General features: G+C 39.8%; 21 protein-coding genes, 2 tRNA genes and 1 other annotated feature. Of the genes, 16 read left to right on the top strand and 7 right to left on the bottom strand.

All coding sequences use genetic code 11. The features are described 5' to 3' along the window. The 3 genes from F907_RS11250 to F907_RS11240 are packed head-to-tail and all read left to right on the top strand — an operon-like array spanning position 1 to position 1752. On the top strand, positions 1-453 hold the full coding sequence (locus F907_RS11250; RefSeq protein WP_016651871.1) for a bifunctional polynucleotide phosphatase/kinase family protein: 453 nt from the start codon (positions 1-3) through the stop codon (positions 451-453). Continuing rightward, complete coding sequence (locus F907_RS11245) at positions 453-1208, top strand: tRNA(His) guanylyltransferase Thg1 family protein (protein ID WP_016651872.1); 756 nt, start codon at positions 453-455, stop codon at positions 1206-1208. The genes F907_RS11250 and F907_RS11245 overlap by 1 nt, the downstream gene beginning before the upstream one ends. Before the next feature lie 40 nt (positions 1209-1248). After that, a complete protein-coding gene (locus tag F907_RS11240; RefSeq protein WP_005217099.1) occupies positions 1249-1752 on the top strand; it encodes a hypothetical protein in 504 nt (167 codons plus the stop codon). 529 nt (positions 1753-2281) lie between these two features. Here F907_RS11240 and F907_RS11230 read toward each other — a convergent pair. From F907_RS11230 to F907_RS11220, 3 genes are all read right to left on the bottom strand, one after another. Further along, positions 2282-3190: a DMT family transporter gene (locus F907_RS11230; RefSeq protein WP_016651874.1), complete on the bottom strand. Its 909-nt coding sequence runs from the start codon at positions 3188-3190 to the stop codon at positions 2282-2284. Next, the gene (locus F907_RS11225; protein ID WP_016651875.1) at positions 3187-3765 is read right to left on the bottom strand and encodes a TetR/AcrR family transcriptional regulator; all 579 of its coding nucleotides are present in this window, start codon (positions 3763-3765) and stop codon (positions 3187-3189) included. Before F907_RS11225 ends, F907_RS11230 begins: the two co-directional genes overlap by 4 nt. A 150-nt stretch (positions 3766-3915) precedes the next feature. Then, positions 3916-4458, bottom strand: a complete 543-nt coding sequence (locus tag F907_RS11220) for an HPP family protein (RefSeq protein ID WP_016651876.1) — start codon at positions 4456-4458, stop codon at positions 3916-3918. Between the two features lie 92 nt (positions 4459-4550). Here F907_RS11220 and F907_RS11215 point away from each other — a divergent pair, with 92 nt between their 5' ends. Further along, entirely contained in the window at positions 4551-5111 is a 561-nt protein-coding gene (locus tag F907_RS11215) for a TetR/AcrR family transcriptional regulator (RefSeq protein WP_016651877.1), read from the top strand. 74 nt (positions 5112-5185) lie between these two features. Here the strand turns inward: F907_RS11215 and F907_RS11210 are convergent, their stop codons facing one another. Both F907_RS11210 and F907_RS11205 read right to left on the bottom strand, forming a co-directional pair. Continuing rightward, positions 5186-6286 (bottom strand): DUF6670 family protein, encoded by a 1101-nt coding sequence (locus F907_RS11210; RefSeq protein ID WP_016651878.1) that lies wholly within the window; start codon positions 6284-6286, stop codon positions 5186-5188. A gap of 101 nt (positions 6287-6387) precedes the next feature. Next, positions 6388-7278, bottom strand: a complete 891-nt coding sequence (locus F907_RS11205) for an ATP-binding protein (RefSeq protein ID WP_016651879.1) — start codon at positions 7276-7278, stop codon at positions 6388-6390. A 174-nt stretch (positions 7279-7452) separates the two neighbouring features. Here F907_RS11205 and F907_RS11200 point away from each other — a divergent pair, with 174 nt between their 5' ends. The 4 genes from F907_RS11200 to F907_RS11185 all read left to right on the top strand — a co-directional run bounded on the left by F907_RS11200 (position 7453) and on the right by F907_RS11185 (position 10093). After that, positions 7453-8961, top strand: a complete 1509-nt coding sequence (locus F907_RS11200; protein ID WP_016651880.1) for a DUF3336 domain-containing protein — start codon at positions 7453-7455, stop codon at positions 8959-8961. Further along, positions 8936-9760, top strand: coding sequence for a protein kinase domain-containing protein (locus tag F907_RS11195; protein ID WP_016651881.1), 825 nt, complete (start codon positions 8936-8938; stop codon positions 9758-9760). The genes F907_RS11200 and F907_RS11195 overlap by 26 nt, the downstream gene beginning before the upstream one ends. Positions 9761-9866: 106 nt before the next feature. Continuing rightward, positions 9867-9951 (top strand) — tRNA-Leu (locus tag F907_RS11190). A gap of 68 nt (positions 9952-10019) precedes the next feature. Further along, positions 10020-10093: transfer RNA gene (locus F907_RS11185), tRNA-Trp, on the top strand. Between the two features lie 44 nt (positions 10094-10137). Here the strand turns inward: F907_RS11185 and F907_RS11180 are convergent. Continuing rightward, positions 10138-11331 carry an OmpP1/FadL family transporter gene (locus F907_RS11180; RefSeq protein ID WP_016651882.1) on the bottom strand — a complete coding sequence of 398 codons (1194 nt, stop codon included), beginning with the start codon at positions 11329-11331 and terminating at the stop codon, positions 10138-10140. Positions 11332-11413: 82 nt separating this feature from the next. Next, a complete protein-coding gene (locus tag F907_RS11175) occupies positions 11414-12778 on the bottom strand; it encodes a hypothetical protein (protein WP_016651883.1) in 1365 nt (454 codons plus the stop codon). A 238-nt stretch (positions 12779-13016) separates the two neighbouring features. Between F907_RS11175 and F907_RS11170 the strand changes: the two genes are divergently transcribed. From F907_RS11170 to F907_RS0117980, 8 genes are all read left to right on the top strand, one after another. Next, positions 13017-13919 (top strand): LysR family transcriptional regulator, encoded by a 903-nt coding sequence (locus F907_RS11170; RefSeq protein WP_016651884.1) that lies wholly within the window; start codon positions 13017-13019, stop codon positions 13917-13919. A 384-nt stretch (positions 13920-14303) separates the two neighbouring features. Beyond that, positions 14304-15341 carry an arginine N-succinyltransferase gene (astA, locus tag F907_RS11165; RefSeq protein WP_016651885.1) on the top strand — a complete coding sequence of 346 codons (1038 nt, stop codon included), beginning with the start codon at positions 14304-14306 and terminating at the stop codon, positions 15339-15341. A gap of 457 nt (positions 15342-15798) precedes the next feature. Continuing rightward, a complete protein-coding gene (locus tag F907_RS11160) occupies positions 15799-17262 on the top strand; it encodes an amino acid permease (protein ID WP_016651886.1) in 1464 nt (487 codons plus the stop codon). A 248-nt stretch (positions 17263-17510) separates the two neighbouring features. Continuing rightward, complete coding sequence (locus F907_RS11155) at positions 17511-20258, top strand: type VI secretion system Vgr family protein (RefSeq protein WP_016651887.1); 2748 nt, start codon at positions 17511-17513, stop codon at positions 20256-20258. Next, positions 20227-21446, top strand: a protein-coding gene (locus tag F907_RS11145; protein WP_087486619.1) for an IS3-like element ISAba19 family transposase whose coding sequence is annotated in 2 segments (ribosomal slippage) — positions 20227-20503 and positions 20503-21446 — 1221 coding nt in all. Because the reading frame shifts where the segments join, the coding sequence is not laid out codon by codon here. Before F907_RS11155 ends, F907_RS11145 begins: the two co-directional genes overlap by 32 nt. After that, positions 20502-20618, top strand: a sequence feature (AL1L pseudoknot). It overlaps the preceding gene by 117 nt. Before the next feature lie 200 nt (positions 21447-21646). Then, complete coding sequence (locus tag F907_RS11140; RefSeq protein WP_016651888.1) at positions 21647-23197, top strand: hypothetical protein; 1551 nt, start codon at positions 21647-21649, stop codon at positions 23195-23197. Positions 23198-23215: 18 nt separating this feature from the next. Beyond that, complete coding sequence (locus F907_RS11135) at positions 23216-24334, top strand: hypothetical protein (RefSeq protein ID WP_016651889.1); 1119 nt, start codon at positions 23216-23218, stop codon at positions 24332-24334. A 223-nt stretch (positions 24335-24557) separates the two neighbouring features. Beyond that, the gene (locus tag F907_RS0117980; RefSeq protein WP_032861936.1) at positions 24558-24944 is read left to right on the top strand and encodes a hypothetical protein; all 387 of its coding nucleotides are present in this window, start codon (positions 24558-24560) and stop codon (positions 24942-24944) included. Positions 24945-25009 lie beyond the last annotated feature (65 nt).

Below are 25009 nucleotides of genomic sequence, written 5' to 3' on the forward strand. Positions count from 1 at the left end.
ATGGAACTTATCATTTTTGTTGGTGGGCAGGCTTCAGGTAAATCAACATTTTTTAAGCAATATTTCTCTGATACACATATTCGTCTCAATCTTGATATGTTGAAAACCAGACATCGTGAGAAAATATTGTTTCAGGCCTGTTTAGAAGCAAAACAGAAAGTTGTTATTGACAATACCAATCCGAGCAAACTAGATCGAAAGATATATGTTCAAGAAGCAAAAAATGCCCATTTTAAAGTGGTTGCATACTATTTTGACAGTGGTCTGGATGATGCTCTTTTGCGGAATGAACAACGTGTAGGTAAGGCGAAAATTCCTCGAGTTGGGGTTATTTCAACTTTTAAAAAGTTAGAAATACCTGAGCTTAATGAGGGTTTTGATGAAATTTACAGCGTTTCAATTGATCAAGAAAATGACTTTAATATGAGCTTGCTGTATCAAAGAGAACAATAATGAGATTTGAAGATTTAGATACAAGATTAAGAAAATATGAGACGGCTTACGATTTCTGTATTCCGCCTGAAAACTATATTGTGGTCAGGCTAGATGGTCGGGGGTTTACACGGCTAACCAAAGAGATCTGGCAATTCGAAGCACCATTTGATGTACATTTTAGGGATTTAATGGTAGAAACCACAACCCATTTATTACAGTGTGGTTTTAATATCGTCTATGGTTATACTCAGAGTGATGAAATTTCTCTTTTATTCCATTATCGCGATGAAAGTTTTAACCGTAAGGAACGAAAAATCCTTTCTATCTTAGCGGGTGAGGCCAGCGCAAAGTTCTCTGTTCTGCATGGCCAAATTGCTACTTTTGATGCTCGAGTTTGTATTTTACCCAATTCGCAATTAGTAGATGACTATTTCCATTGGAGACAAGAGGATGCTCATCGAAATGCATTAAATGCGCACTGCTATTGGATGTTAAGAAAATCGGGTCATGCCGTAGGTGAAGCAACGGAACAAGTGAAAGGATTAAATCGTCAAGAAAAGCATGATTTACTCTTTTCACAACAGATTAATTTTAATGAACTCCCTGCATGGCAAAAGCGTGGTACCGGTATTTATTGGAAAGACGTTGAAAAAACGGGGCTGAATCCGAAAACTGGTGAAATTACACAAACGACAAGAAGGCAGTTAGTTGCTGACTTTGAGTTGCCTTTAAATGAACTCTATAGTGAATTTATAGGTCAAAAAATTTTTTGAAAATATTTTTATGAACAGTCGTTCATAATGGAGTAGTAAGTTGAAAATTTCTTATATTTTTACATGTGGCCGATTAGAGTCTTTATTTAAGATTCTCTGCCTCACTCAAAAAGGTGAGGAGAAGGTTGCATCAAAAGAAAAAGTCATTGAACAATATAGAAAAGATATCGCTTTGGGGCGACCATTTGAAGAAACTGAGCTTTATCAATTGATTGAGCAAAGTGAAGAAAAGATTGTGATTAACCGCTTGAGTAATATTCTGCGCGAAAAACCTACTCAGCAGAAGGGTAGCTTTGATGCGGACGAATATAAGACCGGTGCATGGTCTGAGTTTAGTGATTATAAGCTGGCAGTTCGATTCTCAAATGCGAAAACTGAGTTAAGTGAAAAGCACTTTGCGAAAACCGGTGAGTATATGACCAGTCGTGGTATCGCAAAATTGACTGGTTTTAATCCAAGCAATATTAAGAATATGTTGCAGCATAAAAGAAGTGTAGTGAAAAAAATGCTCGCGACATTAGAGAAGTTAGCAAAAGAGTATTGATATTTAAGCTCTATTTTCGATGCAGAGAAAATCTATTTCTCTGCATCGCTAGTCAAATTTATACAAAATCGTTTTATTAGAAAAGATCTGTTTTTTGTATTAAATAAAATGATTGATACACATTTTAATCGTCTTGAGCGCTAAATTCGTACACCCATGATGAATACATTTCTCTACTGAAAATCCATCGTGGCTAAGAACTGCCAGAAATTGTTTGACTGCTTTAATTTCATTGTCAGATAGGACATGATCTTTAGTATCTAACTTAATACCGAATATTGGGTATGAGCTCTCTGTGGGCGAGCACTCAAAATACCACCATTGCTGACATACTGAACATTGATAGGACGTAATAGAATAATCAAAATTAGGTAGGACGTCATCTGTAGGGATTTCTTCTTTTAAGTACTCTGGAAATCTATAACTTGCCTGATAATCAAAACTGAAAAGATCAGTAAAATCATCAGGACATGCAAAAAAAGATTTTACCTTTTGGCATTCACACATATTCAACACTCTGTCAAACTGATTAATTATTTTTAGACAACACGGCCAGACACACAAAAATCAGTACCATACCGACCCAACCAATCGGTGCCAGTTGCTCACCCACCAATAAGACTGCAAATAAAGCGGCAACCAGTGGTTCAAACAAGGTCAGTGTAGTGGCAGTACTGGCTGAAATGGTCTTTAAGGCATAACCAAATAACAGATAACCGAGAAACATTGGAATCAGCATCATATAAGTGACAACATACAGATTTACGGGTTCATCAAATAGGTTATAACCCGTAAAAAATAGTGTTGGTAATAAAATTAAAGCACCAAAACCAAAAATTAATCCCATAGACGCTTTCGAGTCGACCCCACGATCAATCATCTTTTTGGCAGCCCAAGAATATAAAGAATAGGTGAGCGCAGCGATCAATCCGAGAATAATCCCAAGGGTTTTCTGGTCTGTTGCAATCGTTTGTGCTGTTGCTTGGGAGTGTGATTCACCAATCGAGAGTAATAGGACACCTGCAACCCCGAAAATAAAGCTAATAAACCACTTTTTAGAGAGGGCTTTTTTATCAAAGAACTTTTCCAGTAACGCGGTAAATAAGGGGGCTGAACCGATTGAAACCACCGTACCAATGGTAATCCCTGCCATACGCATCGACGAATAGAATGCTAATGGGTAAATCGCAACCGAGACCATGCCAATCAGCAGCAAAGGGTAGTAAGAGCGAATTTGTGGTAAATGGCTGCGGATATTTTTATGGGCCAATAAGGCCTGTAATAATCCACCGCCCCCCATGGCGATTGCGCCAATGGCTAAGGGGCTTAAATTGGGTGCATAAGAGGCGGCTGTGCCTGTGGTGCCCCATAAAATAGAAGCGACTAAAACAGCGATAAAGCCAGAATGAGAACTTAAATTCAAGGACGTATTGTTCACTTTGCAACCTCTTGTTCTAAGAGGTTGTGAACCATGTGTTTAGCGGCAAATACTTTGTCACTGGCACTTTCTAAACCGGCACGAGCAATTGAACCTTCCAAGATAAATGAAAGCAGCAGTGCCAGCTCATTTACCCGCTGTGGGGTGATACTGAGTTGCTGCAAATGACCCGCTAAAATGGCTTCGATTTCATCTTTATGCTGTTTAACGGCCAAACGTTCAGGACTATGTGCGGGAAATTCGGCGGCTGCATTGAGTAAGCCACAACCACGGAAGCCTTTTTCATAGGCAAATTCGGCATGATCTTGATAAGCATCAAAAACCGCCAAAATACCATCAATCGGGGTTTGGATTTGCACTTTTCTTTTTTCGTATAAATCCAGCCATTCTTGATGACGGGCTTCGATATAACAGGTGATCAAGTCTGATTTGGTGGCAAAGTTATTGTACAGCGACATTTTGGCGACATTGGCTTTCTCTGTAATGCTGTTGATGCCTGTATTACTGATGCCATCGTTATAAAATAGGGTTGCTGCTGCATCCAGGATTTTTTGTTTTGCTGATTTTGAGCTCATAAGAAAATATATTTATGTATACCGACCTACCTAATTTTATGGAAAAGTAAATTATTTGCAAGCAAAAGTTTATGCGTTCTATTTATTTAAGTTGGATTGATAAAAGGAAATCGATTAAAGCGTATTGATCAGGTTTTAATCGATCAGGATTTATTGAAGATTCTTTTTACTGTGGATAAAAGCCAATCCATACACAGGCCATTTCTTCTCGGATTTTAGATTGTTGACCAGCCATGCAACCAGCACCAATGCAATTGAGCCTAAGAGCACAGGGAAGAATAAGAAACTCCAATGATATTGAATGGTATCTGCCGTGAGTAAAATCACCAATGGATTTGCACCAGCGGGTGGATGCACACAGCGCAAAATTTGCATGGCTGCGATGGCACAGCCAACAGACAGCGCAATGCTCAGTGTTGAGACACCCAACACTTTAAGAAACAGTAGGCCAATAAAAGCCGAGACAAAATGCCCCAAAATCACATTACGAGGTTGTGCTAAAGGCGATTGTGATACTGCATAGAGAATAACGCAGGTTGCACCGAATGGTGCCATGATAAATAGATTGTGAGTGAGCTTACTGAGGAAAATTAAGATCAAGATACTCAATGTTCCACCGATGAGACTTCTTATGACATCAATGGATTGGGGCATGGGGGCGAGATGTTCTCTACCGTTGAATAAAGATAACATGGTGATCTCTCTGCGGGGTTGCTTTACGGCGATAATAAAACTAAAATCAAAAATAGTACAGGTCTGTACTATTTTTGATTGAGTAAATTTTTATGTCAAAGTCAGCCAATAAAATTTTGCATACCGCAGAAAAATTATTTTATGAAAATAGTTTTGTTGGAGTGGGGGTTGACCTGATTCGAGATGAGTCTGGCTGTTCAAAAACCACCATGTACACCCATTTTAAAAATAAAAATCAATTGGTGAAATCCGTCTTAAAGGCGCGGGATGAAAAGTTTAGAAACAGCCTGCTGGATTATGTTGCGGATGCAACAGGACGAGAGGCGTTGAGCAGGCTGATCGATTGGCATTTATTATGGTTTCAAGAAGATAACTTTAAAGGTTGCTTATTCGTAAGAGCGGTCGCTGAGTCGCATTTGGGCGATCAAGAGATCATCTCCGTGTCAAAAGAACACAAAGTTTGGATTAGAAACTTAATCAGAGCATATCTGCATGCTTATCCAAAGGCAGAGATGTTGATTGAAGTAAGTTATACCTTGATTGAAGGATTGATTAGTCGCTTTTTGGTGGAAGGTTATGATGCAAATGTAGCAGCGCAGATCAAGGTATCTATTCAGCAAATGATCGATGCATTTAATCCAACAGCAGATTAAATGTTGTTGGTCGCATTATTCTTATCGTATAACAGTAAGCCTTTGATCAAGTACCAAAGGCTTACTGTTTTTATTTATTGTTGAAATGCGTTTTGGTCTTCTACATCTACATATTCAATATAACCACGACCTTGAACGGGTTTATTTAAATATTCCCCCGTGAAGGTATAAGCACTGGCATAACCAACACCATGACCATAGCGGAATGGACTATCAATTTCTGCAGTGATTTCGAGAACCTTTTGATCAGCATCATCTTTGACTGACCAAGAGAACAGTTGCGGTAAACGCATTTTCTTGCCGCTCGGGGAAACATAATCATCAACTTGATGGGCAATCACCTTAAATTCGACCTTGGTATAGATTTCTGCTGGTTGGTCGGTATGACGGACGTGCAGACTATAGGCCGCAGGTTGCCCCAGAATATCTGCTTTGGTGAGCAGTAACTGGGTGGTCTCGGTTAAATTAATAATTTGATAAGTGAAAAAGTCTAAAGGCAATTTATAGGGTTCAGGCAGGAGTTTTTTCACCACGCCATGGGCACCTACTGCACGGGCATATTCATAAGTACATAAGCCTTCGGCAGGGGTGGTTTTACCTTGATACTCAAGCTGACCTTTAAAGTTCGCCAATAGACTAAAATGATCATAGATCGGGGTTTTAATAAACCATGAAATTTGGTCTGTGACATCCAAATCAAACTCAAAGCTGAGCCCATGATAGCTGCCTTTGAGATGAATATTCGGTAATGTGCCTTGAATGGAAACTTCTTCGCCCAGTTCGATCAATGTGCCATTGTCTTGGATATTGGTTTCTTCTGGAATGATGTAGGCTTTTAGTAGATGTTCATCTACAGCAGCGGTACTAGAAAAGAAAGTTGCGGTTTTTCTCGGGTCACCTACAGTAATGTCATCATGGTCAAAAGCCAATGCGCCAGGCGTACCCAACAAAATCATAATATTTAAATAACGATGAGGTTCTGGGAGGAGTGGAAAGAAAATTCCATAATGTGTCCAAGTATAAAATTTTTCTTCTGTACGTGGGCGGATAATTTCAGGTTCCGAAAACGGAAGGGTAGAATATTTGACGGCTTTATCGAGCGTACCTTGAGCAAGCAATAAGCTTTTGCCCATGATTTTGCTGGTCAGGGAGGTTGGTGGCAATTGTTTCTTCATCTGGTTTCCTAGACTCAATCCATGCTGTGAAAGCTAGGGTATGAAAAACAATTGCCAGTGCTAAGCGGAAATGAGGACAAAACCACAGCTTTTGAGGACAATTACTGACTTATCTTATTGGGCAATTTTTCTAGATTTTGTGAACCAATCCAATGTTTTGAGAACTGATAAGCAGCACGACCAGAGCGTTGGCCACGTGCCTGACACCACTTCAAACTTTCACCACGAACCAGATCGTTATAGTCCAAATTGGCCTTCACAATATAGTGTTCAACGATTTCCAGATAGAGTTGCTGATCCATTGGATAGAAAGACAGCCATAGGCCAAAACGGTCAGAAAGCGAAATTTTTTCCTCAATCGCTTCCTGTGGATGCAGCTCGGTATATTGCGGTACATCGACTTTACGCACAGGGGTATTTTCGTGCATAAACTCGGGCAGTAAGTGGCGGCGGTTACTGGTGGCATAGATAATGAAGTTACTTGAACCTGATTGTAGAGAACCATCCAGCACACTTTTCAAGCTGCGGTAATTTTCATCTTCGGCATTAAAAGCTAGATCATCACAATAGACGATGAATTTTTCAGGACGATTCTCAATCAGCTTTTGAATCTTGGGTAAATCCGACAAATCATCGCGTTCAATCTCAATCAAACGTAGACCTTGAGCTGAATATTGAGTGAGCAGGGCACGTACAATCGATGATTTCCCGGTACCGCGAGAACCTGTCAGTAATACATCATTGGCAGGTAAACCATTCAGAAACTGGAGCGTATTTTGAATGATTTTGTCTTTTTGGCGTTCAATCCCTTTTAGATCTTCCAGATGCATTTTTTTGGGCTGCTGTATTGCGACCAACTGTTGATTTTCCCAACGGAAAGCAATTGCCGAAAAATCAGTGGGTTGCTTTGGGGCAGGTAGAACTTGCTGCAGTTGTGTTAACACGCTGGATAAAGATTGAAGAATAGACTCGGGTAAATCAAGGATAGCCATAAATATAAACCAAACTCAATGATGAATAGGGATACTATCACTGCTATTACGGAAATAAAGAAAATATCATCAGAAATATCGAAATAAATCGATTTTACCCTTGATTGTTGCTGCGGCTTTTTGCATTGTATAGGTGCAAGAATACAAAAAATAAGCTGAAAATCGGGATTGCAAATGTTCAATAGAGTTCAGGAAAAAAAGAATACATATCAGTCGTATAGAGTTGATGTGTTGCAAGAACGCTTACGACATGCCAGCTCATATGATGAATGGAAAGACATTGCACTGAAACTGGATGAAGAGTCGGGGCAAGAGGCCTGGAAATATGACAATGAATCGCCTTATTTTGATGCAGAAATACTCTCTAAACGCTATAACCTATTAAAAAAATATCGAACCCAGCACCGAACGCTTGATCTGATCTATGTATTAAGAGAAGGGTTGTCTTATGACTTTGCCAATATTGGACATCCGATGCTATTTGCCGAAACCTATTTTGGCACGAAGAAAATTATTGAAAACTATGTTGAAGAAATGAGTGACTGTTTACGTTACTTGGCTTCGAGTGAATGTATTACGTTTCAGTTAAAAGAGAAAATTCAGTTTTTTGAGGAATGCCAAAAAGCCTATGGTCAACCTGCTTTAATGTTTTCTGGTGGTGCCACTTTGGGTTTATTTCATACCGGGGTCTGTAAGGCACTTTTAGAGCAAGACCTGATGCCGCAAGTTTTATCTGGCTCAAGTGCAGGGGCGATCATGACAGGCATGCTGGGGGTTTCTATACCCGATAAAGTTCCTGAATTGCTGCAAGGTGAACATTTTTTTAGTGATGCATTTAAGTTCAGAAAAATCAGTGAACTGGTTCGGGGTCGTGGCGGTGTTGCCGATGTGATGTATTTGAAAAAATTCCTGATGCAGAACTTGGGTGATGTCACCTTTGCCGAAGCATACAAACAGTCGAAACGCCATATTAATATTGTGATTGCGCCCTACAACACCGCACAAAACCCACGCATTATGAATGCATTAACTGCACCGAATGTATTGGTCTGGAGTGCAGTATTGGCTTCTTGTGCGGTGCCTGTATTATTTCCACCTGTGCATTTGACCAGTAAGCGCTATGATGGACAACATACGCCGTATCTCGCCAATACCAAATGGGTGGATGGCAGTATGCGCAGTGATTTTCCGCAGGAGAAAATGGCTCGGCTATATAATATTAATTACACCATTGCCAGTCAGGTGAATCCACATATCGTGCCGTTTATGCAGAGTGATTCAGAAAGATTTCGTCGAGATGTACTGAGTTGGCCAGAAAGAATTATTCGCCATCAAGGTAAAACCATTGCGATGGATGTTATGGATTTAACCCGCAGCTATATGGGGAGTTTTTTCCCGATTCGCCGTATGCTCGATCATGGTTATGGGATTTTAGGGCAACGCTACTATGGCGATGTCAATATTATTGCCAGATATGGGCTGCGACACTATAGCTATATGCTAAAAAATCCGCGTCCGAAACTGTTTAAAGTATTGCAACAAGAAGGCGAACGGGCAACTTGGCCGAAAATTGCCTCGATTGAAATCCATGCACGGATTGGTAAAACGATTGAGCATTGTTTAACATCATTGCGAAAGCAGGACGAAAAGCAGCAGAATGAGTTTTACTACGTGGATCTCTAATCCCAACATTCAACTTGAAGATTTAAATTTAACAACAAAAGCGCAAAGCTATGCCTTTGGGCGGCGTGTCTATACTTTTCAAGTGGAGCAACAAGCTTATTGGCTTAAATTTCATAAGCTGGGGACTCATCCGCTTCTAGAACAGGCCTTTCTGCGGGAACTCGTATTCTATCAGCAATCTGCTCAGGCGCAGCAATTGTTTTTATTGCCCTATCAAGTGATTCAATTAAGCCATATTGCAACAGGCTTAGATCTTGGGGGAGCTGAGCAGGGGCTGTTGACTGTCAATTCAGATGCATTTTTTAGTGATATCACGGTAATCAATGATATAGAAGTAGTAAAACAAAAGATTATAAGTGCATTAGATGCTTTAGATGCCTTGCACCAAGCAGGCTGGATTCATGCTGATTTGAAGACTGAACATTTCCGTTTATATGAATACACATGTCGGTTGATTGATTTTGAGCAATCTTTTAGAGCGGAACAACCCATCCAGACTTTAGATGCAACACCACATTATATGGCACCAGAGCTTTTTCACGGGGTAGGCAAAAGCATTCAAAGTGATTTATATGCTTTGGGGATCATTGTGTATGAATGGTTGACTCAATCTCGATTAAAGGCCAGTACGTATCATGATTGGGCCGTTTTGCATTGCCAGCAATTACAGATTCAGCTTCCAACTGAATTTGAGGTTTTTCTTCCTTTATTGAATGGGTTAACTCAAAAGCATGTTAAACAACGTTTTAATTCAGTTTTAGTGGCAAAAAACTGCCTAAACGGCATTGATTTGCCGTAAAAATAAACATCAATACGCGATTTGAATATTATGTGTTCAGTTGATTGATTTTTTTATACGAAGGACTTGTCATACTGCATCTTTCTCACTAATATGCATAGCCATCGGGGGCGTGGCGAAATTGGTAGACGCACTGGATTTAGGTTCCAGCGCCGCAAGGTGTAAGAGTTCGAGTCTCTTCGCCCCCACCATATTTAAAAAGCAAGTTTATCTTGCTTTTTTTATGGTTAAATCTGAGTGGATTTAATCATGTGGTTATAGAGGATTGGTGTAATGGTAGCATGACGGTCTCCAAAACCGTTCGTCAAGGTTCGAGTCCTTGATCCTCTGCCAAATCAATAAAAAAGCCCTTGTGAAAACAAGGGCTTTTTTATGGTCTATTTCTTTTGATATGCCAGTTTTAAGCCCAAAAGCATACTGTGATTATCGGCAAAGCTTCCAACAATATCACCATTTTGACGTTTGGCCTGAGCATCTCCAAGCCATAAATATTTTCCGCCGAGTGAAAGTGCCCAGTTAGGTTGGAAATTATATTGCAATCCAAGGCCAGCACCCCAGTAGCCATTGACAGGTCCAAGCGCATTGGCAGGATCACCCAGCCCTGAATCCCAACTGATTGAGGTTGAGACTGAAAATTTATCAGTCAGTTTTTGCGCGATCCCAAGTTGCGCAGACCATTGATCTTTCTCATAGCTGAGTAAGGGGAGTCCTGTTTGATCTGGACTGACTGGGGCTGTTCGCTCTGCCAATTTGGCGGGTTTAAATTGAAAGTCTTGCCAAGGCACCCAGCGAATATTGGCACTGAGTAAGGTTTGTTTGCTTAAGCCTGTTTGAAAATCAAAATTTACTGATTCTGGCGAAGTAAATGTGACAGGTAGCGTGTAAAGATCATTACTTAATGCTGAAAACTGCTCTGTGGTGCGTGTCTGATGTTTTATTTCGGAGCGATAAGTCAGTGCTGCTTTTAATCCAATTTCAGGTTTTTTCAGGATGAACCCTGTGACCCAACCTATCGCATAATCTGAATGTAATTTAGCATTGTAATTGGCTGTTCCTCTATAAATTTGCCCACGTAACTTGATTTCACCTTGTATTTGCTCAAGCGCTGGGCCTGCATAGATGCTTAGGTTTTTATTGATATTTAAGCCAAACAGCCCAGTTACATTATGACTGTCTAGGCTGGCCTGCGTTCCTTCTGCGGGCTTATTCGAAAATTGAGAGACAAAATCGCTCTGTCCACGATGTTGAAGGTCAATATTGAAAGGCTGATCGTAGATCAGTCCTAAACTTACCTTCTCGGTTAAATCTGTTTTAAGGCTGCCACGCAAGGTACTGTTGTTGGCACTGATATTGGGAATGTCATTGGGATTGCCTTGGCTACTCAACCCTTTATCCTGTCCACTGACATTCGGCATTGAATAATTATAAGAGAGGGATGCATAGCTTCCATTCTGAAAAAAATCAGTAATGGATTGGCCAGAGCGATCTAGACCTGCGCCATATACAGCGCTGATCATAAAGGGTGCCATGATTAAAGTGGCTAGTGTGTATTGTCTGATAGGTGAATTCATTGCAGCCTCCAAATTCCTTTTGGGGCATACAACACGCAAGTTTTTATTCTTTTCTTGGGTGCTGTATGGAATATTTTGATTGTTATTTAAAACACGGATTAAAAATTTCAACTTGATTTGGCATTAGGTAATGGGTTTTGGGTAGATATTCACCCATAACCGACGTTAAATCTTTTTGCTGCTCTACATTGGCAATGGTGTGTTTAAAATTATTAGATGCGAGCATATGTCTGATTTGGACAATGGTCATATCTGGATCGACTGCACCATCGCCGTCTTCTGCCATCGGTAACCAACCGATACCGCATTCTGGTTTGGCATTGCGTGGACGATCAGCAACTCGACTGACGACAACGGTGTAATAACCATTTTGATCGACAGGGATTTCTTCATCAAATAAGCAGTCATTGACACGTGTATTGGCAAAACCTTGATTTGAACAGATTGACCAATAGCGCAACTCACCTTGAGTGAATCGCCCTATATTATTGAAGGTTTTAGAAACGGTGGGTGCTTTCCCTCGTAGAACGAAGACCTTGCCATATTTTCGATTCACAATCGTTCGGATGTACTGATTATCGAGGTTTGGATAAAAGCCACCTTCTGAACGTCTTGCTTGCTCATTGATTTTGCCAGTGAACATACCCAAAAGGCTTTCTCTGTCTAATTGAATAAACCATTCTGCAGGATTCTGTGCAGGCCATGTATCTGGTTTGCCCGCTTGATGAACTAGCTGTCGATAATCATTAGCAGGAATACTCACCGCAGCGGCAGAGAGTTGGAGCGGTTGTTTGGTGTTGAGTTGTGCACAGGCTTGATCGCCCTCAAGCACGCGACCATCTGCAAGGGTCAGTTGAGGAGTGGGTAAACTGACGCCGCCTGTGACACTTTGTCCGTTATCAGGCAAATAGATCCGATATAGAACGGTTTGTTGTTTTTTACCATAGGCTGGAGCGTATAGCTGGTTAACACTTTGTGCTTGACCGAGCTGCCCCACCTTGCGTTGTACTGTTACAGGTGTAGTTGATAGATCTAATGTGTAATTACGTTGTAATGAACTGCGTTGCTGTCCATAAACGAAAGGATTCACAGAATTATTGTCTGGTTTGATTAAATAGTCGGCAACAGACTCAATGGGTTTTCCTGCCTCATTATAGCTAATAAATGAGATATAACGAGAATGGGGAAATTGACCTTTTAATTGAAGTTTTGCACCGTCGGGAATCGTGAAGGTACCTGCCCAATAATAAACATTAGCATCTGGGTAGGCGATATTGATGTATGGGTCAGCACTGACAGGGCCACGCGCCCAAAAGCATGAACGTGGCCCCGGAATTGCGTCTGGCTGTTGAGCGTTTATTTGGGGTGTGACTTCTTGTGCTTGTGTGGAACAACTAAGCGAAAATATAGCGCTTGCAATCAGCAGCGGTATGAAAGAGCGATTCATTTTACATCCTTGTGAATATGACATTTATCTCTGTTGACGAATTTTGGATTAAAAAATGTTTAATCCAAAACGAGCATAGAAAGTTTCAGATATATTGGATAATGGATTTTTTGTATGGAAGTTATAGTTTTTAGATATAGCTAGAAGGAGAATAAAAATAAGCTATATTTTAGGCAAAGGTGAGAGGGACCCTTTTTAATACATTGATGAATCACAATAAAATATTCAAGGAAGAGAGATGATTAAGCCAAGACATTTACAGCAAATTATGGTACTGACTGAAATCGGAACCATCAATCAGGCAGCTGAGGTACTTTGTATGACTCAGCCCTCGTTAACCAATAGTATTAAAAAATTAGAACATGATTTGGGAGTGAGCTTGTTTGAAAGGACCAGTAAAGGGGTGAAACCTACTTTATATACCGAGCATATTCTAAAACAGGCACCACAGATCTTGCAGCAGTTAGATACTTTACATAAAGAAATTAAGTTACTTTCAAGTGGTCAGGTTGGGGAACTACATATCGGTACAGGGCCTGTCATTATTCATGCGCTAATGAAAGATGTGATTCCATTATTTTCAAAACGATATCCTGAAATTGAAGTGCATTTATATGTAGATCATCCCAAGAACATTATTGATAAATTGGAAAATGGAACTTTGGATTTAGGCATACTCAGTACTGAATATGTCGATCTCAGTGAAGAGCTGATTTCAGTATCACTGTTGCAGGATCCTACTCGTTTTATTGTTCGCGCTGGACATCCATTACTCGAAGTTGGGCAGCTTGAATTTAAGCATCTGTTGGCTTATCCATTTGCATTGCCGCGGATTGCAAAACAAAAAATACAATGGTTGAGATCACAAACTCATGCGGGGCATTCAGCTCGTATTTGTTTGACAGTCAATGACTATGATTTATTGATTCATCAAGTTAAACACAGCAATGCCATAACGGCAGGGCCTAGCCATTTGTTTCAAGCCTTATTAAAGCAAAAAGAGATTGCGATTTTGGATTATCAGAACCCTGCTTTCACTTGGCATGCATGTGCAGTCTATAAGTCAATTACTATTCACTCGATGGGGATGAAGCTTTTTTTAGAAATGATCCGGGATTGGTTTGAGCAGAAAAATGTCTGAACGTTCTTTTTAGACAGACTTCTGTTTTTTCACATTGTCACTGTCAATAAATAAAATGCTAAAAAACAGCCCTTTTTTTGCTTAATTTTAAATTTTTTGTGCCAATTAGTTTTTGAATAATAGAGTGATTAGCTTGGTTGTTGAGCATTTTAGCGTATTCAAATTTGATTTCAGCTTGATGAAAGACGTTAAAAAAGACTGACATAAATAAAGCCAGTTCAGCCTTGAATAGGTTGTTACTAGGGAAAATTGAATAATTAAGGAAGAGGCAATGTCTGTATTGTGCATGGTTCAGCATAGAAAAAGTAATTTAGATGGCCTTAGCCCACAAAATCATCCAAGCAGCCGTGGCTTGATTGTGATTCAAAAAAGGGGTTAAGTCATATGATGCTGATTCGTTATATCAAACAAAAAGATATCCATGATCTTTATCAACTGGCGCAAAAAGCAGGTTTTGGTTTAACCTCTTTGCAACCTGATATGGAAATACTGGCTGCACGGATAGATCGAGCAATTAAGACGGTCGAAGGCAAATTGGACAAGTCGGAGCAGGGCTATTTATTCGCCTTAGAAGATACCACACTGCATAAAGTGGTTGGTGTATGCGGAATCGAGGTGGCCTTAGGTTTAAAAGAACCTTGGTATAACTTTCACGTCGGTACACAAGTGCACTCTTCAGAGCCATTAAATGTCTATAAATCATTACCGACCTTATATTTGAGTAATAACCACACCAACTGTAGTGAGTTATGTACTTTATTTTTAGACCCCGATTATCGCTTAAATAAGAATGGCAAATTTTTATCCAAGGTTCGGTTCTTGTTTCTTTCTGCTTTTAGACAATATTTTGAAGAAACTATTGTGGCTGAAATGCGGGGCTTTTCAGATGAAAATGGCCGTTCACCATTTTGGGATGCAGTTGGCCATAAATTCTTTGATATGGAGTTTAGTAAGGCAGATTATCTGAGTGGTACAGGTAAAAAGGCATTCATTGCAGAACTGATGCCACGACATCCACTTTATGTAGATATGCTGCCCGATGAAGCCAAAGCGGTGATTGCTGCGGTCCATCCCAATACGGTACCTGCCTATAATCTTTTGATTGAAGAAGGTCTACGTTATAAGGGCTATGTCGATATCTTTGATGCAGGTGCGACTTTGCAAGCCGATATTGAAAATTTAAGAGCGATCAAAGACAGCCATGCGGTGACGGTAAAGATTGAGCCATCTGATCACATCATTCTAGGTAATGATCCTTATATCATTGCCAATGACGATTATAAAAATTTTCGCGCTCTCCTCATTTACAGCCAGCCAGATACAAACCAAGTGACATTGGATCCTCAGCAGGCCCATCAGTTACATGTGAAAGAAGGAGCATCGGCACGGATGCTTAATATCAATATTCCAAAGAAAAATTGAGGCATTGTCAGTTGAAAATGAGAACGAGGATGAGGACTTAATTAATCTACTTATCTCGTAATTTTATGCGCTAATTAAACCTGTTTTGATTTGTTTGCAAACCGTGTAAGCAGATCAATTCAATTTTAATTTGCACAAAATATTCGCGTTGTTAATTGAATATATTTCACGTTTAATTGTTGGTAAATTGAGCGGAAAAGCACGGCATGATCTTACAGTGTTTGAGGAATGAGATATGATGCTTTCGCCCAAAGAACTTTTGACCAATAACAACAGGTTTTAGGGTGCATATAAGGACTTTATGGAAAATAACAGATAAGCGAGGTGGCTGAGTTAAGCACTAAATTTAAAAATAATTTTATTGAGAAAAATGGAATTTTGATATTCAGGCATTTTAAAAATATTTTAATTTTATTAGGCAATTATAACGGCTGTTATACATTGGAGTAAGGATTACATGAGTCAGGATAAAGATAAGCAGCTTCTGGAAGGAGATCTGCTTGGTAGTCAACATATGACTCAGCAGGATGAAGAAAAATTACAACGCTCTTTAACCAATCGTCATATTCAGATGATTGCCATTGGCGGTGCAATTGGTACGGGGCTATTTATGGGCTCTGGTAAGACCCTAAGTGTTTCGGGTACCTCCATTATTTTAACTTATTTAATTATTGGCTTTTTCTTTTTCTTTGTGATGCGGGCGATGGGCGAACTGTTGCTGGCAAATACCAATTTTAAGACTTTTGCTGATTTTGCAACAGCGTATATCGGTCCGTGGGCTGGCTTTTTTCTCGGATGGTCGTATTGGTGTAACTGGATTATTACCGCAATTGCAGATGTGATTGTGATAGGAGGGTATATGCAGTTCTGGTATCCCGATGTTCCTGTCTGGATTCCTGCTTTTACCTCCTTAGCTATTCTTACGATTCTGAATTTTGTTGCGGTTCGCATGTTTGGTGAGTTGGAGTTTTGGTTCTCATTGATCAAAATCGCCGCCATTATTATGTTTATTCTGGCAGGGATTTATTTAATCAGTACTGGTTTTACTTCGCCGAGCGGTGTCAAAGCGTCGATGAGTCATGTATTTGAAACTCAGTCGATGTTTCCTTATGGGGTTACTGGCTTTTTAGCTGGTTTCCAGATTGCGATTTTTGCCTTTGTTGGTATTGAATTGGTTGGAACCACAGCGGCTGAAACTAAAGATCCGCATAAATCACTGCCTAAAGCGATTAACTCGATTCCATTGCGTATTTTACTTTTCTATGTTGGTGCATTGGTTTGTATTATCGCAGTTACATCATGGGCAAAAATTTCACCAGAAAAAAGTCCATTTGTAGAAATGTTTTCCTTGATTGGATTGCCGATTGCAGCAGGGTTGGTCAATTTTGTGGTGGCGACTTCTGCACTTTCTTCAGCGAATAGCGGTATTTTTGCGACCAGTCGTATGCTTTACGGTTTGGCTTTGGACAATGACGCGCCGAAAAGTTTTAGTAAATTGTCAAAAAGAAAGGTACCGATTCGTGGTCTGATCTTTTCAATGACTTGTGTCACCATTGGAACCTCGATTTTATTTATTGTACCGAATGTCATGACGGCGTTTACCATTATTTCGGCCCTGACGTCGATTCTATGTATTTTTACTTTTATGCTGATTATTCTGTCTTATATCTGCTATCGGAAAAAATTCCCGGAGTTGCACCAACAGTCTAAATTTAAAATGCCGGGTGGCTTGGTTATGGCATGGCTGACCATGTCATTTTTGGTGTTTACCATTGTGATCTTGGCTTTAGATCACGATACAATGATTGCGCTGGCTTTTTCACCTGTGTGGTTCATTGGCTTGCTGATTGCATATCGTCGTAAAAAGAAAAAAATGCTGCAATTGGATCTGTTAAAAGCAAGAGCGGTTGATTATGTTTAAGTTAATTTGATCTGTTGTCATCATAGATTTTTGGCTTTTAAATACGCAAGCAGAGTGAAGGCTCTGCTTTTTTATTTAAATGCTAAGAACATTGATTTGAATGCAGATGTATCTACATGAATAGAAAGGATTCTTTCAAGCCAATCAATAATGGGTGACAAAAAACGTCATAAACAGACCATGCTGTATAGACAGAGGCGGATTAATATCGTTACAATGCCGTAAATTTAAGCAAAAAAATCTATAAAATGTTGAACAATATCTATCAGGCCTTGGACAGTTTGGGCCTTACTGCACAGAGACGTGCAATCCATATTCAGTTTTCCAATCAAAAACTAAATTCACAGGTTTTCCTGCAACGGATTGATGGTCAGCATCAACTGAATGCGGGCTTTAAAGCAGAATTAATTTGCCTATCGACCAATGCTACTATTCCGCTGAAACAATTTATTGGTAGCCAAGCCGCAATTGACACCGTTACGGATCAGGGGCAATTGACCCGTGTCACAGGCATTATCACCCAAGCCCTGCAAGGGCAATCGGATGGTAGCCTCACGGTATATAAACTGACTTTAGAAGACCCAACCGCATTGTGGAAACAACGCCGTAACAGCCGCGTGTTTATGAACAAGAGCGTGCCTGATGTGGTGCAAATCATCTTTAAAGAGTGGCAACAAAAAAGTCCCTTGTTTGCATCAAGCTTAACTTTAGATTTAAGCGGACTGAGTCAGGATTACGATATCCGTCCCTTTATTATGCAATATAATCAATCGGATGAAGCATTTTTAACATCCTTGATGCGTAGCGAAGGCATTAATTGGTTAATTGATGAAGCGGAGCGAACCGTTGCACTCAGTAGTGCTGCGATTCAGCCACAAAAATTACGCTTGATTGATGACAATAGCCAATACCAAGCACTCGATCGTCGTCAGATTCGTTACCATCGCAGCAGTGCCACTGAACAATACGACAGCATGACCAGTCTGGTCGGGCAACGCAGCTTACAACCGAGCAGTGTACATGTACAGCGTTGGCAAGCTGATGCACTGGAACAGGAAGATGGTGCAGGCAGCGTACAAAGCACACATAAACACAGTGAGCAATACAACAATGCCAGTCTAGGTCTGGAACAGGCATGGCATTTTTCACCTGCGTGGATGCAAGACCTGAATGGGGAAGATGGTGCAACCGCATCAGGCAATGCACAGATTGAAAAGCTGAATCAGAATCTGGGGCAATATTACGACCAGCAATCCAAACAATTTACTGCCGATAGCACTGTTCGAGATACCCATGTCGGTTACTGGTTTGAATTGACCGAACATCCTGAAATTGATCAACACGATGGGGCAGATAAAGAATTCCTGATTACAGGCAAAAACTTCTATAACCAAAACAACTTGCCTAAAGACCTCAATCAGCAGATCAACCAATTATTAGCGCAGAGTAATTGGCAGCCAACCCAAACCAACAATGAAGAACGCCAAGCCAATCAACTGACGCTACAACGCCGCAGCATTAAAACCGTACCCGAATTTAATCCCTTACAACACCGTCCAGTCGCTTCACCGCAGCGTGCCAAAGTGGTTGGGCCAAGTGGTGAAGAAATCCATGTCGATGAATGGGGGCGAATCAAAGTCCGTTTCCTATTCACTCGTAACGATGATCACAGCCATGATGGCGGTGCGGGTGCCAATGACAACGATACCGATTCAGCTTGGGTTGATGTACTCACGCCTTGGGCTGGTGAAGGCTATGGTGCACGTTTTTTACCGCGTATTGGTGAAATCGTGGTGATTGACTTCTTTGATGGCAATATTGACCGTCCGTTTGTGGTGGGAAGAATTCATGAAGGCCATCGTAGCCCAACCAAGTTTGACAACGCAGGCAAGCTGCCAGACACCAAGAAACTGGCAGGAATCAAATCTAAAGAGTACCAAGGAGAAGGCTTTAACCAACTGCGTTTTGATGACACCACAGGACAGATCAGCGCCCAGTTGCAAAGTAGCCATGCGGCCAGTCAACTAAACCTCGGCAAACTGAGTCATCCCAAAGATAAAGCCGAAAGTGAAGATCGAGGTGAAGGTTTTGAGCTACGTACCGACCAGTGGGGTGCAGTGCGGGCAGGCGAAGGTTTATTGCTTTCCACCTATAAACAGGATCAAGCCCAAGGTGAACATCTTGATGCACAAGTTGCTAAACAGCAGCTTGAGGGCAACCAGAGCAATGCCAAGGCACTGAGCGAAATAGCTAAGAATCAGCAAACCGATGAGGTTGAATCTTTAACGCAGTTAAAGGCATTTTTTGAATCCATTGAATCTGATATTGCCAAGTTTAATAAAGCTGTACTTCTACTTAATTCACCAGCGGGCATAGGTCTGAGCAGCAATGAAGATATTCATTTATCAGCCGATGGGCAAATTAATCAGATTGCAGGCGATAGTATTAATTTAAGTACGCAAAAAAATCTGATTAGCCATGTCCAAAACAGAATCAGTGTGTTTGCCGCGCAGAATGGCATTAAGCAAGTGGCTGCCAAAGGTAAGTTTGAAATGCATGCCCAAGGGGATGGTATGGATTTACTTGCCAAGCAAGGCATCCAGATTACCTCGACCGAAGACCGCATTGAAATTACTAGTCCAAAAGAGATTGTGATTACCGCAGGTGGTTCTCAGATCAAGCTGAATAGTTCAGGTATTTTCCCGATTACCAGTGGCAAGTTTGAGGTGAAGGCAGGGCAGCATTTATTTATGGGTGGGGCGAAGGTTCAGTTAACACCAATTAATTTACCAGGTGCTGATATAAAAAATTGGATCGAATTAGATTATCGCGACCCTGAAACAAGAAAAGGGATTGCAGATAATGGTTATAAAATTTTCTTTAAAAATGGAACGACGTTAGAAGGAAAATTAGATGAACCGTACCGGGTTTGTCGGAGAGTCAATATTCTGAGAGACTATCCCGATGACAAAACCAAACTATACCCCCGAAATTAGAGAAAGAGCGGTTCAATTACTAATTGAATCTGAAAAAGATTATCCTTCTACTTGGGCAGCAATCACAGCTATTGCTCCTAAAATCGGTTGTACTCCTGAAACATTGCGTGTTTGGTATTTAAAGCATCTGGATCAACTAAATCCTGCCAAAGTACAACAGATATCTGACCAAGAAAAAATGAAGCAAATGGAACGTGAAATTAAAGAATTAAAACGTGCCAATGAAATTCTACGTAAAGCAGCCGCTTTTTTCGCCCAGGCGGAGCTCGACCGCCCACACAAATAATGGTGGATTTTATCCATAACAATAAAGATCGATATGGTGTTGAAGCGATTTGTAGAATTTTACCGATTGCACCTTCAACCTATTACCGAACTTTAGATCTCACTGACAATCCAGAACATCGAGCGAAACGAGATCTACATGATGAGTATCATGCTGAACAAATTAAACGAATTTGGAAAGAAAGTTCAGGTCGATATGGTGTACGTAAAGTTTGGCAAAAATTGAAACGTGAGGGTTATGTTATTGCACGTTGTACAGTTGCTCGATTGATGCAAAAGCTAGGTATACAAGGTGTTTGGCGTGGTAAGAATAAACAAACCACCCGTAACCGAGATGACCAAAAACGGGCAGATGATTTAGTGAAACGTAATTTTAATGCTGATCATCCAAACCAACTATGGGTGGGTGACTTTACGTATATTCAAACTCATTCAGGCTGGGTATATACCGCATTTGTTATTGATGTGTTCTCACGAGCAATTGTTGGATGGAAAGTATCTACACGGATGAATACAGATATGGTGCTTGATGCATTAGAGCAAGCATTGCATGATCGAGGCATGCCAAAGAATGTGATTCATCATTCCGACAGAGGTGTGCAATATCTTTCCATTCGCTATACCAATCGTTTAGAAGCAGCAAATTTACGAGCATCAGTCGGTACAACGGGTGATTCATACGATAATGCTCTGGCTGAAACGGTGAATGGCTTATACAAAACAGAGGTGATTGAATATTTAAAAGCAGATTGGCAAGGTTTAGCAGATGTACAACTTGCGACACTAAACTGGGTAGATTGGTTCAATAAAAAGCGTGTACACAGTGCACTGGGTTATGTATCGCCTTTTGAGTTTGAAGCAATGTACTATGATAAGATTAACCCGTTAGGTCAGGTGGCTTAACTTAAATAAAAAAGTCTCCGACAAACCCGGTACGGTTCAAGATGCTAATGGATTTGCTAGGCATGAAAATGTACCACCTGAAACTATAAAAAAAGTAGTGTATGAAACTCAAGACGGTAAAGAAAAAATTGCCAATCCACTAGAAGAGTTATTAGAAATTGAAGACGATTCAACAATCCGTAGTTCTGGGGATTTAAATAATGGCAAATAATATTCCTAATGCTACACAAGCTAGAGATGCATTGGCTTGGATGACTGGTGAGCAAAAAGACATTCAAGAGGAAAAAAGTATATGGGAGTGGATGGTAGAAGCCATTGAAGGAGACTTCAATGACAATCGTAGTACGGGGCAAATTGTATTTGATGCAGCAATTTCCATGATCCCATTTGTGGATCAGATATGTGATGTTCGCGATTTGGTGGCAAATTGTAAGAAGTTAAATGAAGATATTTCGGATCAGTGGGCTTGGGTCGCATTGGCCCTTACTTTAATTGGTCTATTTCCAAGCCTAGGGAGTTTGGTTAAAGGGGTTTTAAAAATCTTCTTCTTGTTTGTAAGACGAAGTGGAGGAAAAGCCGTTGTTAAAGCTGTCGATTCAGCTATGACATGGGTTATTACTTTTTTAAGGAAAAAACAAGTACAAGATTATATTAAAAAATATCTACCGAACGTGGATATTCTCGTTTATTTAAAGAATGAAATTATAAAAGTAAAAAATAAGCTTAGTGCAAAGGAGTTATTGGCTGCTTTTGACCGAGGGATTCAACTATTAGATAACTTAACGAATAAGGCTAAATATATTCCTGGTTTAAAAGATAAAATTAAAAATACTGTCGCCATTGTTAGAAAGATTCGAAAAGCTGCAGATGCCCCACTGGCAAAAGCTTTAGCGCCTCTTAATGATGCTTTGGCAAGAGTTATTTATAGATTGGATATGGAGTCATATCTACAAAGAACAGCGGTAAGGAATACTACCAATGTTCATTTTAGAGGAACGTTGCCAGAAGCGCGTGCTATTACTTTAATGCGTACTAAAAAGCCACGGCCGACTTGGTTAAGTAGGGGGGATTTAGAACATGCACCATTAGAGCCTGCTAGTAAAAGAAAGACGGTTAATGAAATGGTAAAAGATGGTTATCCTCCTTTGGCTGATTATAATATTGCTTCATTTAGTAGGTTGTCAGCAGATATTATTACTGGCCCTGCCAGATTATACCGTGTAACTTCACCTGCAAATGGTGCATTTGGTGAGTGTTGGGTCACAGAAGAAGTCTTTGTTAAAATTAAAAATAGTCCTGATCCGAAAGCGGCTTGGCGTAAATATCTAGCGGTATGGCCAGACTGGAATGCAAATGGACAGTTTGTAATTTATGATATTCCTGCTGGTCAATCAATTAAGGTATGGCGTGGCCCTGCCTCAAGCCAAACAAAAGATGCTTTAGGAGATAGTTATCATTTATCAGGTGGTTGGGAACAGGTTATTTTCAAAGAAGGAAAGTTCGACAATACCATTTATTATCCCGTGGATACTTATGGACGTTTATCGCTTAAATCCCCAATAAGACGGGATGCCTATAATAGTTTGTCTCCGGCTGAGAAAGCTAAATATCAGGCAGTACGAAGCAAAATTAAAGAACAGAATATTCATGGTCCTTATGATACAAATTGGGGAATGACTGATTTTGATGAGCAGCTAAAAGATGTCAGAATTGGTCTTCCAAATATATCTGGACAAGTTATTAATAGATAAAATTGAGAGATGCTCATAATGCAGAATATAGAACAGCAATTGACTCGTTTTCAAAAGCAATCAGTTGCCCTAATCTATTATGTTACTTCACGATCTTATTTAGAGATGTTACTGACCAAATTGGATGATTTGATTCAATATACTGGTGGAGTAATTGATCTAGCTGATCAACAATATCGGGATCGTGTCCTATTGCAAGAAGGTTGGGGAATGGGGGATACCTCAGCCAATTGGAGCACCTATGCTTACCCGTCTTTACTTGATTTCAGATTAGGTTTGATTAGGATTATAGAACAGACTAAACAGGAAAAATATGGCTGGACACCTGCATATAATACAGCACGTATGTTAGGCGAGTTTCAACCCAACTGGATGTCAGAAGAAGAAGAAACAGATTTTAAAATGCGCTTTGATGAACTATATAGATTATGTAGTTATTACGATTCTTGTGTTAAGCCTCCAAGATCATGGAGTTTATATACTTTATTTGAAGTGATTAAAGAACTGGGAATTTTTGATCGTAAAGTGCCAAAGCTTCGAGTTCATACAGATATACGAGTAAATAGTGGGGAACTTATCCCAAAAACAGGCGTATATATCCCTGTGGGTGATCAATATGGCGTACCACAATTTGCTTGGACTTATCAGGAGTCAGATACATTTGAAAGAGGATGGTTAGAAGAGTGCCGTACAATAAATGCTTTAGGTAAGCAATTGTTTTCTAAGTTTAATGAATATACAGCATGGACTCCATCTGAAGAACTAAGAACATTCGCAATTGAAAATATTAAAAAGAAGAAAATAGATGATGATTTTGGTTATGTAAAACTAAGTTATGATAGCCAATTAGGATTGGCCCCAGAGCTGATTGCAAATAATGTTTTTTCTGAGGTTGATTGTAGTTGGTATTTTGTTGAATTAGTAGAAGGTGAGTTTGAAGATATTGGGGGAGAAGAGATAAGTGTTTTTGCTACACCTGATTTAAAAGTTATAGGTGGCGAGCTATGCCCAAGAACAGGTTATTGGATTTTATCTAGCCAAAAGGAGAAGCGTTTGTATTTTACTAAAGGAACATTAATTCCTAAATATAACAAAGACTGGGGTGAGGAATACTGGATCTTTGATAGCGAGTCATAATAAGTTTTAGTTTTTAAAAGCCTCATCTTGTATGGGGTTGAAATGACTAGATACGATTTAAATAGAGCCTATTTCCATACCAGTTGATTGGTGAAGTCCTGTAAGTCAATTGCAGTCCCGTTATTTTGAATGTGGTGAAGTACTTCAAAAGATTGAGAAGTAGCTAGGGAGAAACGATTTGGCATTTAGAAGTGACGAATAAGAAATAACTTATAGTTTAAAAATGAAATTAAAAAATAGAGTTCAAACAAATGAAAAAATTCTGATACTAATATCATTATTTATATTAGGTTGCTCTAATATAAGTAATGATGTCTTTTTGACAAAAGAAATCCCTAGAGGAAAGGTTGGAAGCCCTTATTATGCGGAAATAAAGATGAAGGAATACCGTGTGATTGAGGATACTTTTTTTGTGGAATCAAATATAGATCAAAAGAGTGGTTTGATTGTCTTATCAAGTCAAGGGGATAAAGATTTTGCTCCTCATGCTTTGACTAAGATTGAAGGTACGCCAATCAAGTCTGGTATTTATAAGATTAATATTTCTGGTACAGTCAGGGATGGGCTGAAAGACTTTAATAAAGATTTTGTTTTGAAAATTGAGGAGTAGCAATCTTCCATGTTTTATATTAATTTTCTTTTCAGTTTTTGAGTATAAAGAAGCTAGTTGTTATG

The organism is Acinetobacter colistiniresistens, from assembly GCF_000413935.1.
GTDB lineage: Bacteria > Pseudomonadota > Gammaproteobacteria > Pseudomonadales > Moraxellaceae > Acinetobacter > Acinetobacter colistiniresistens.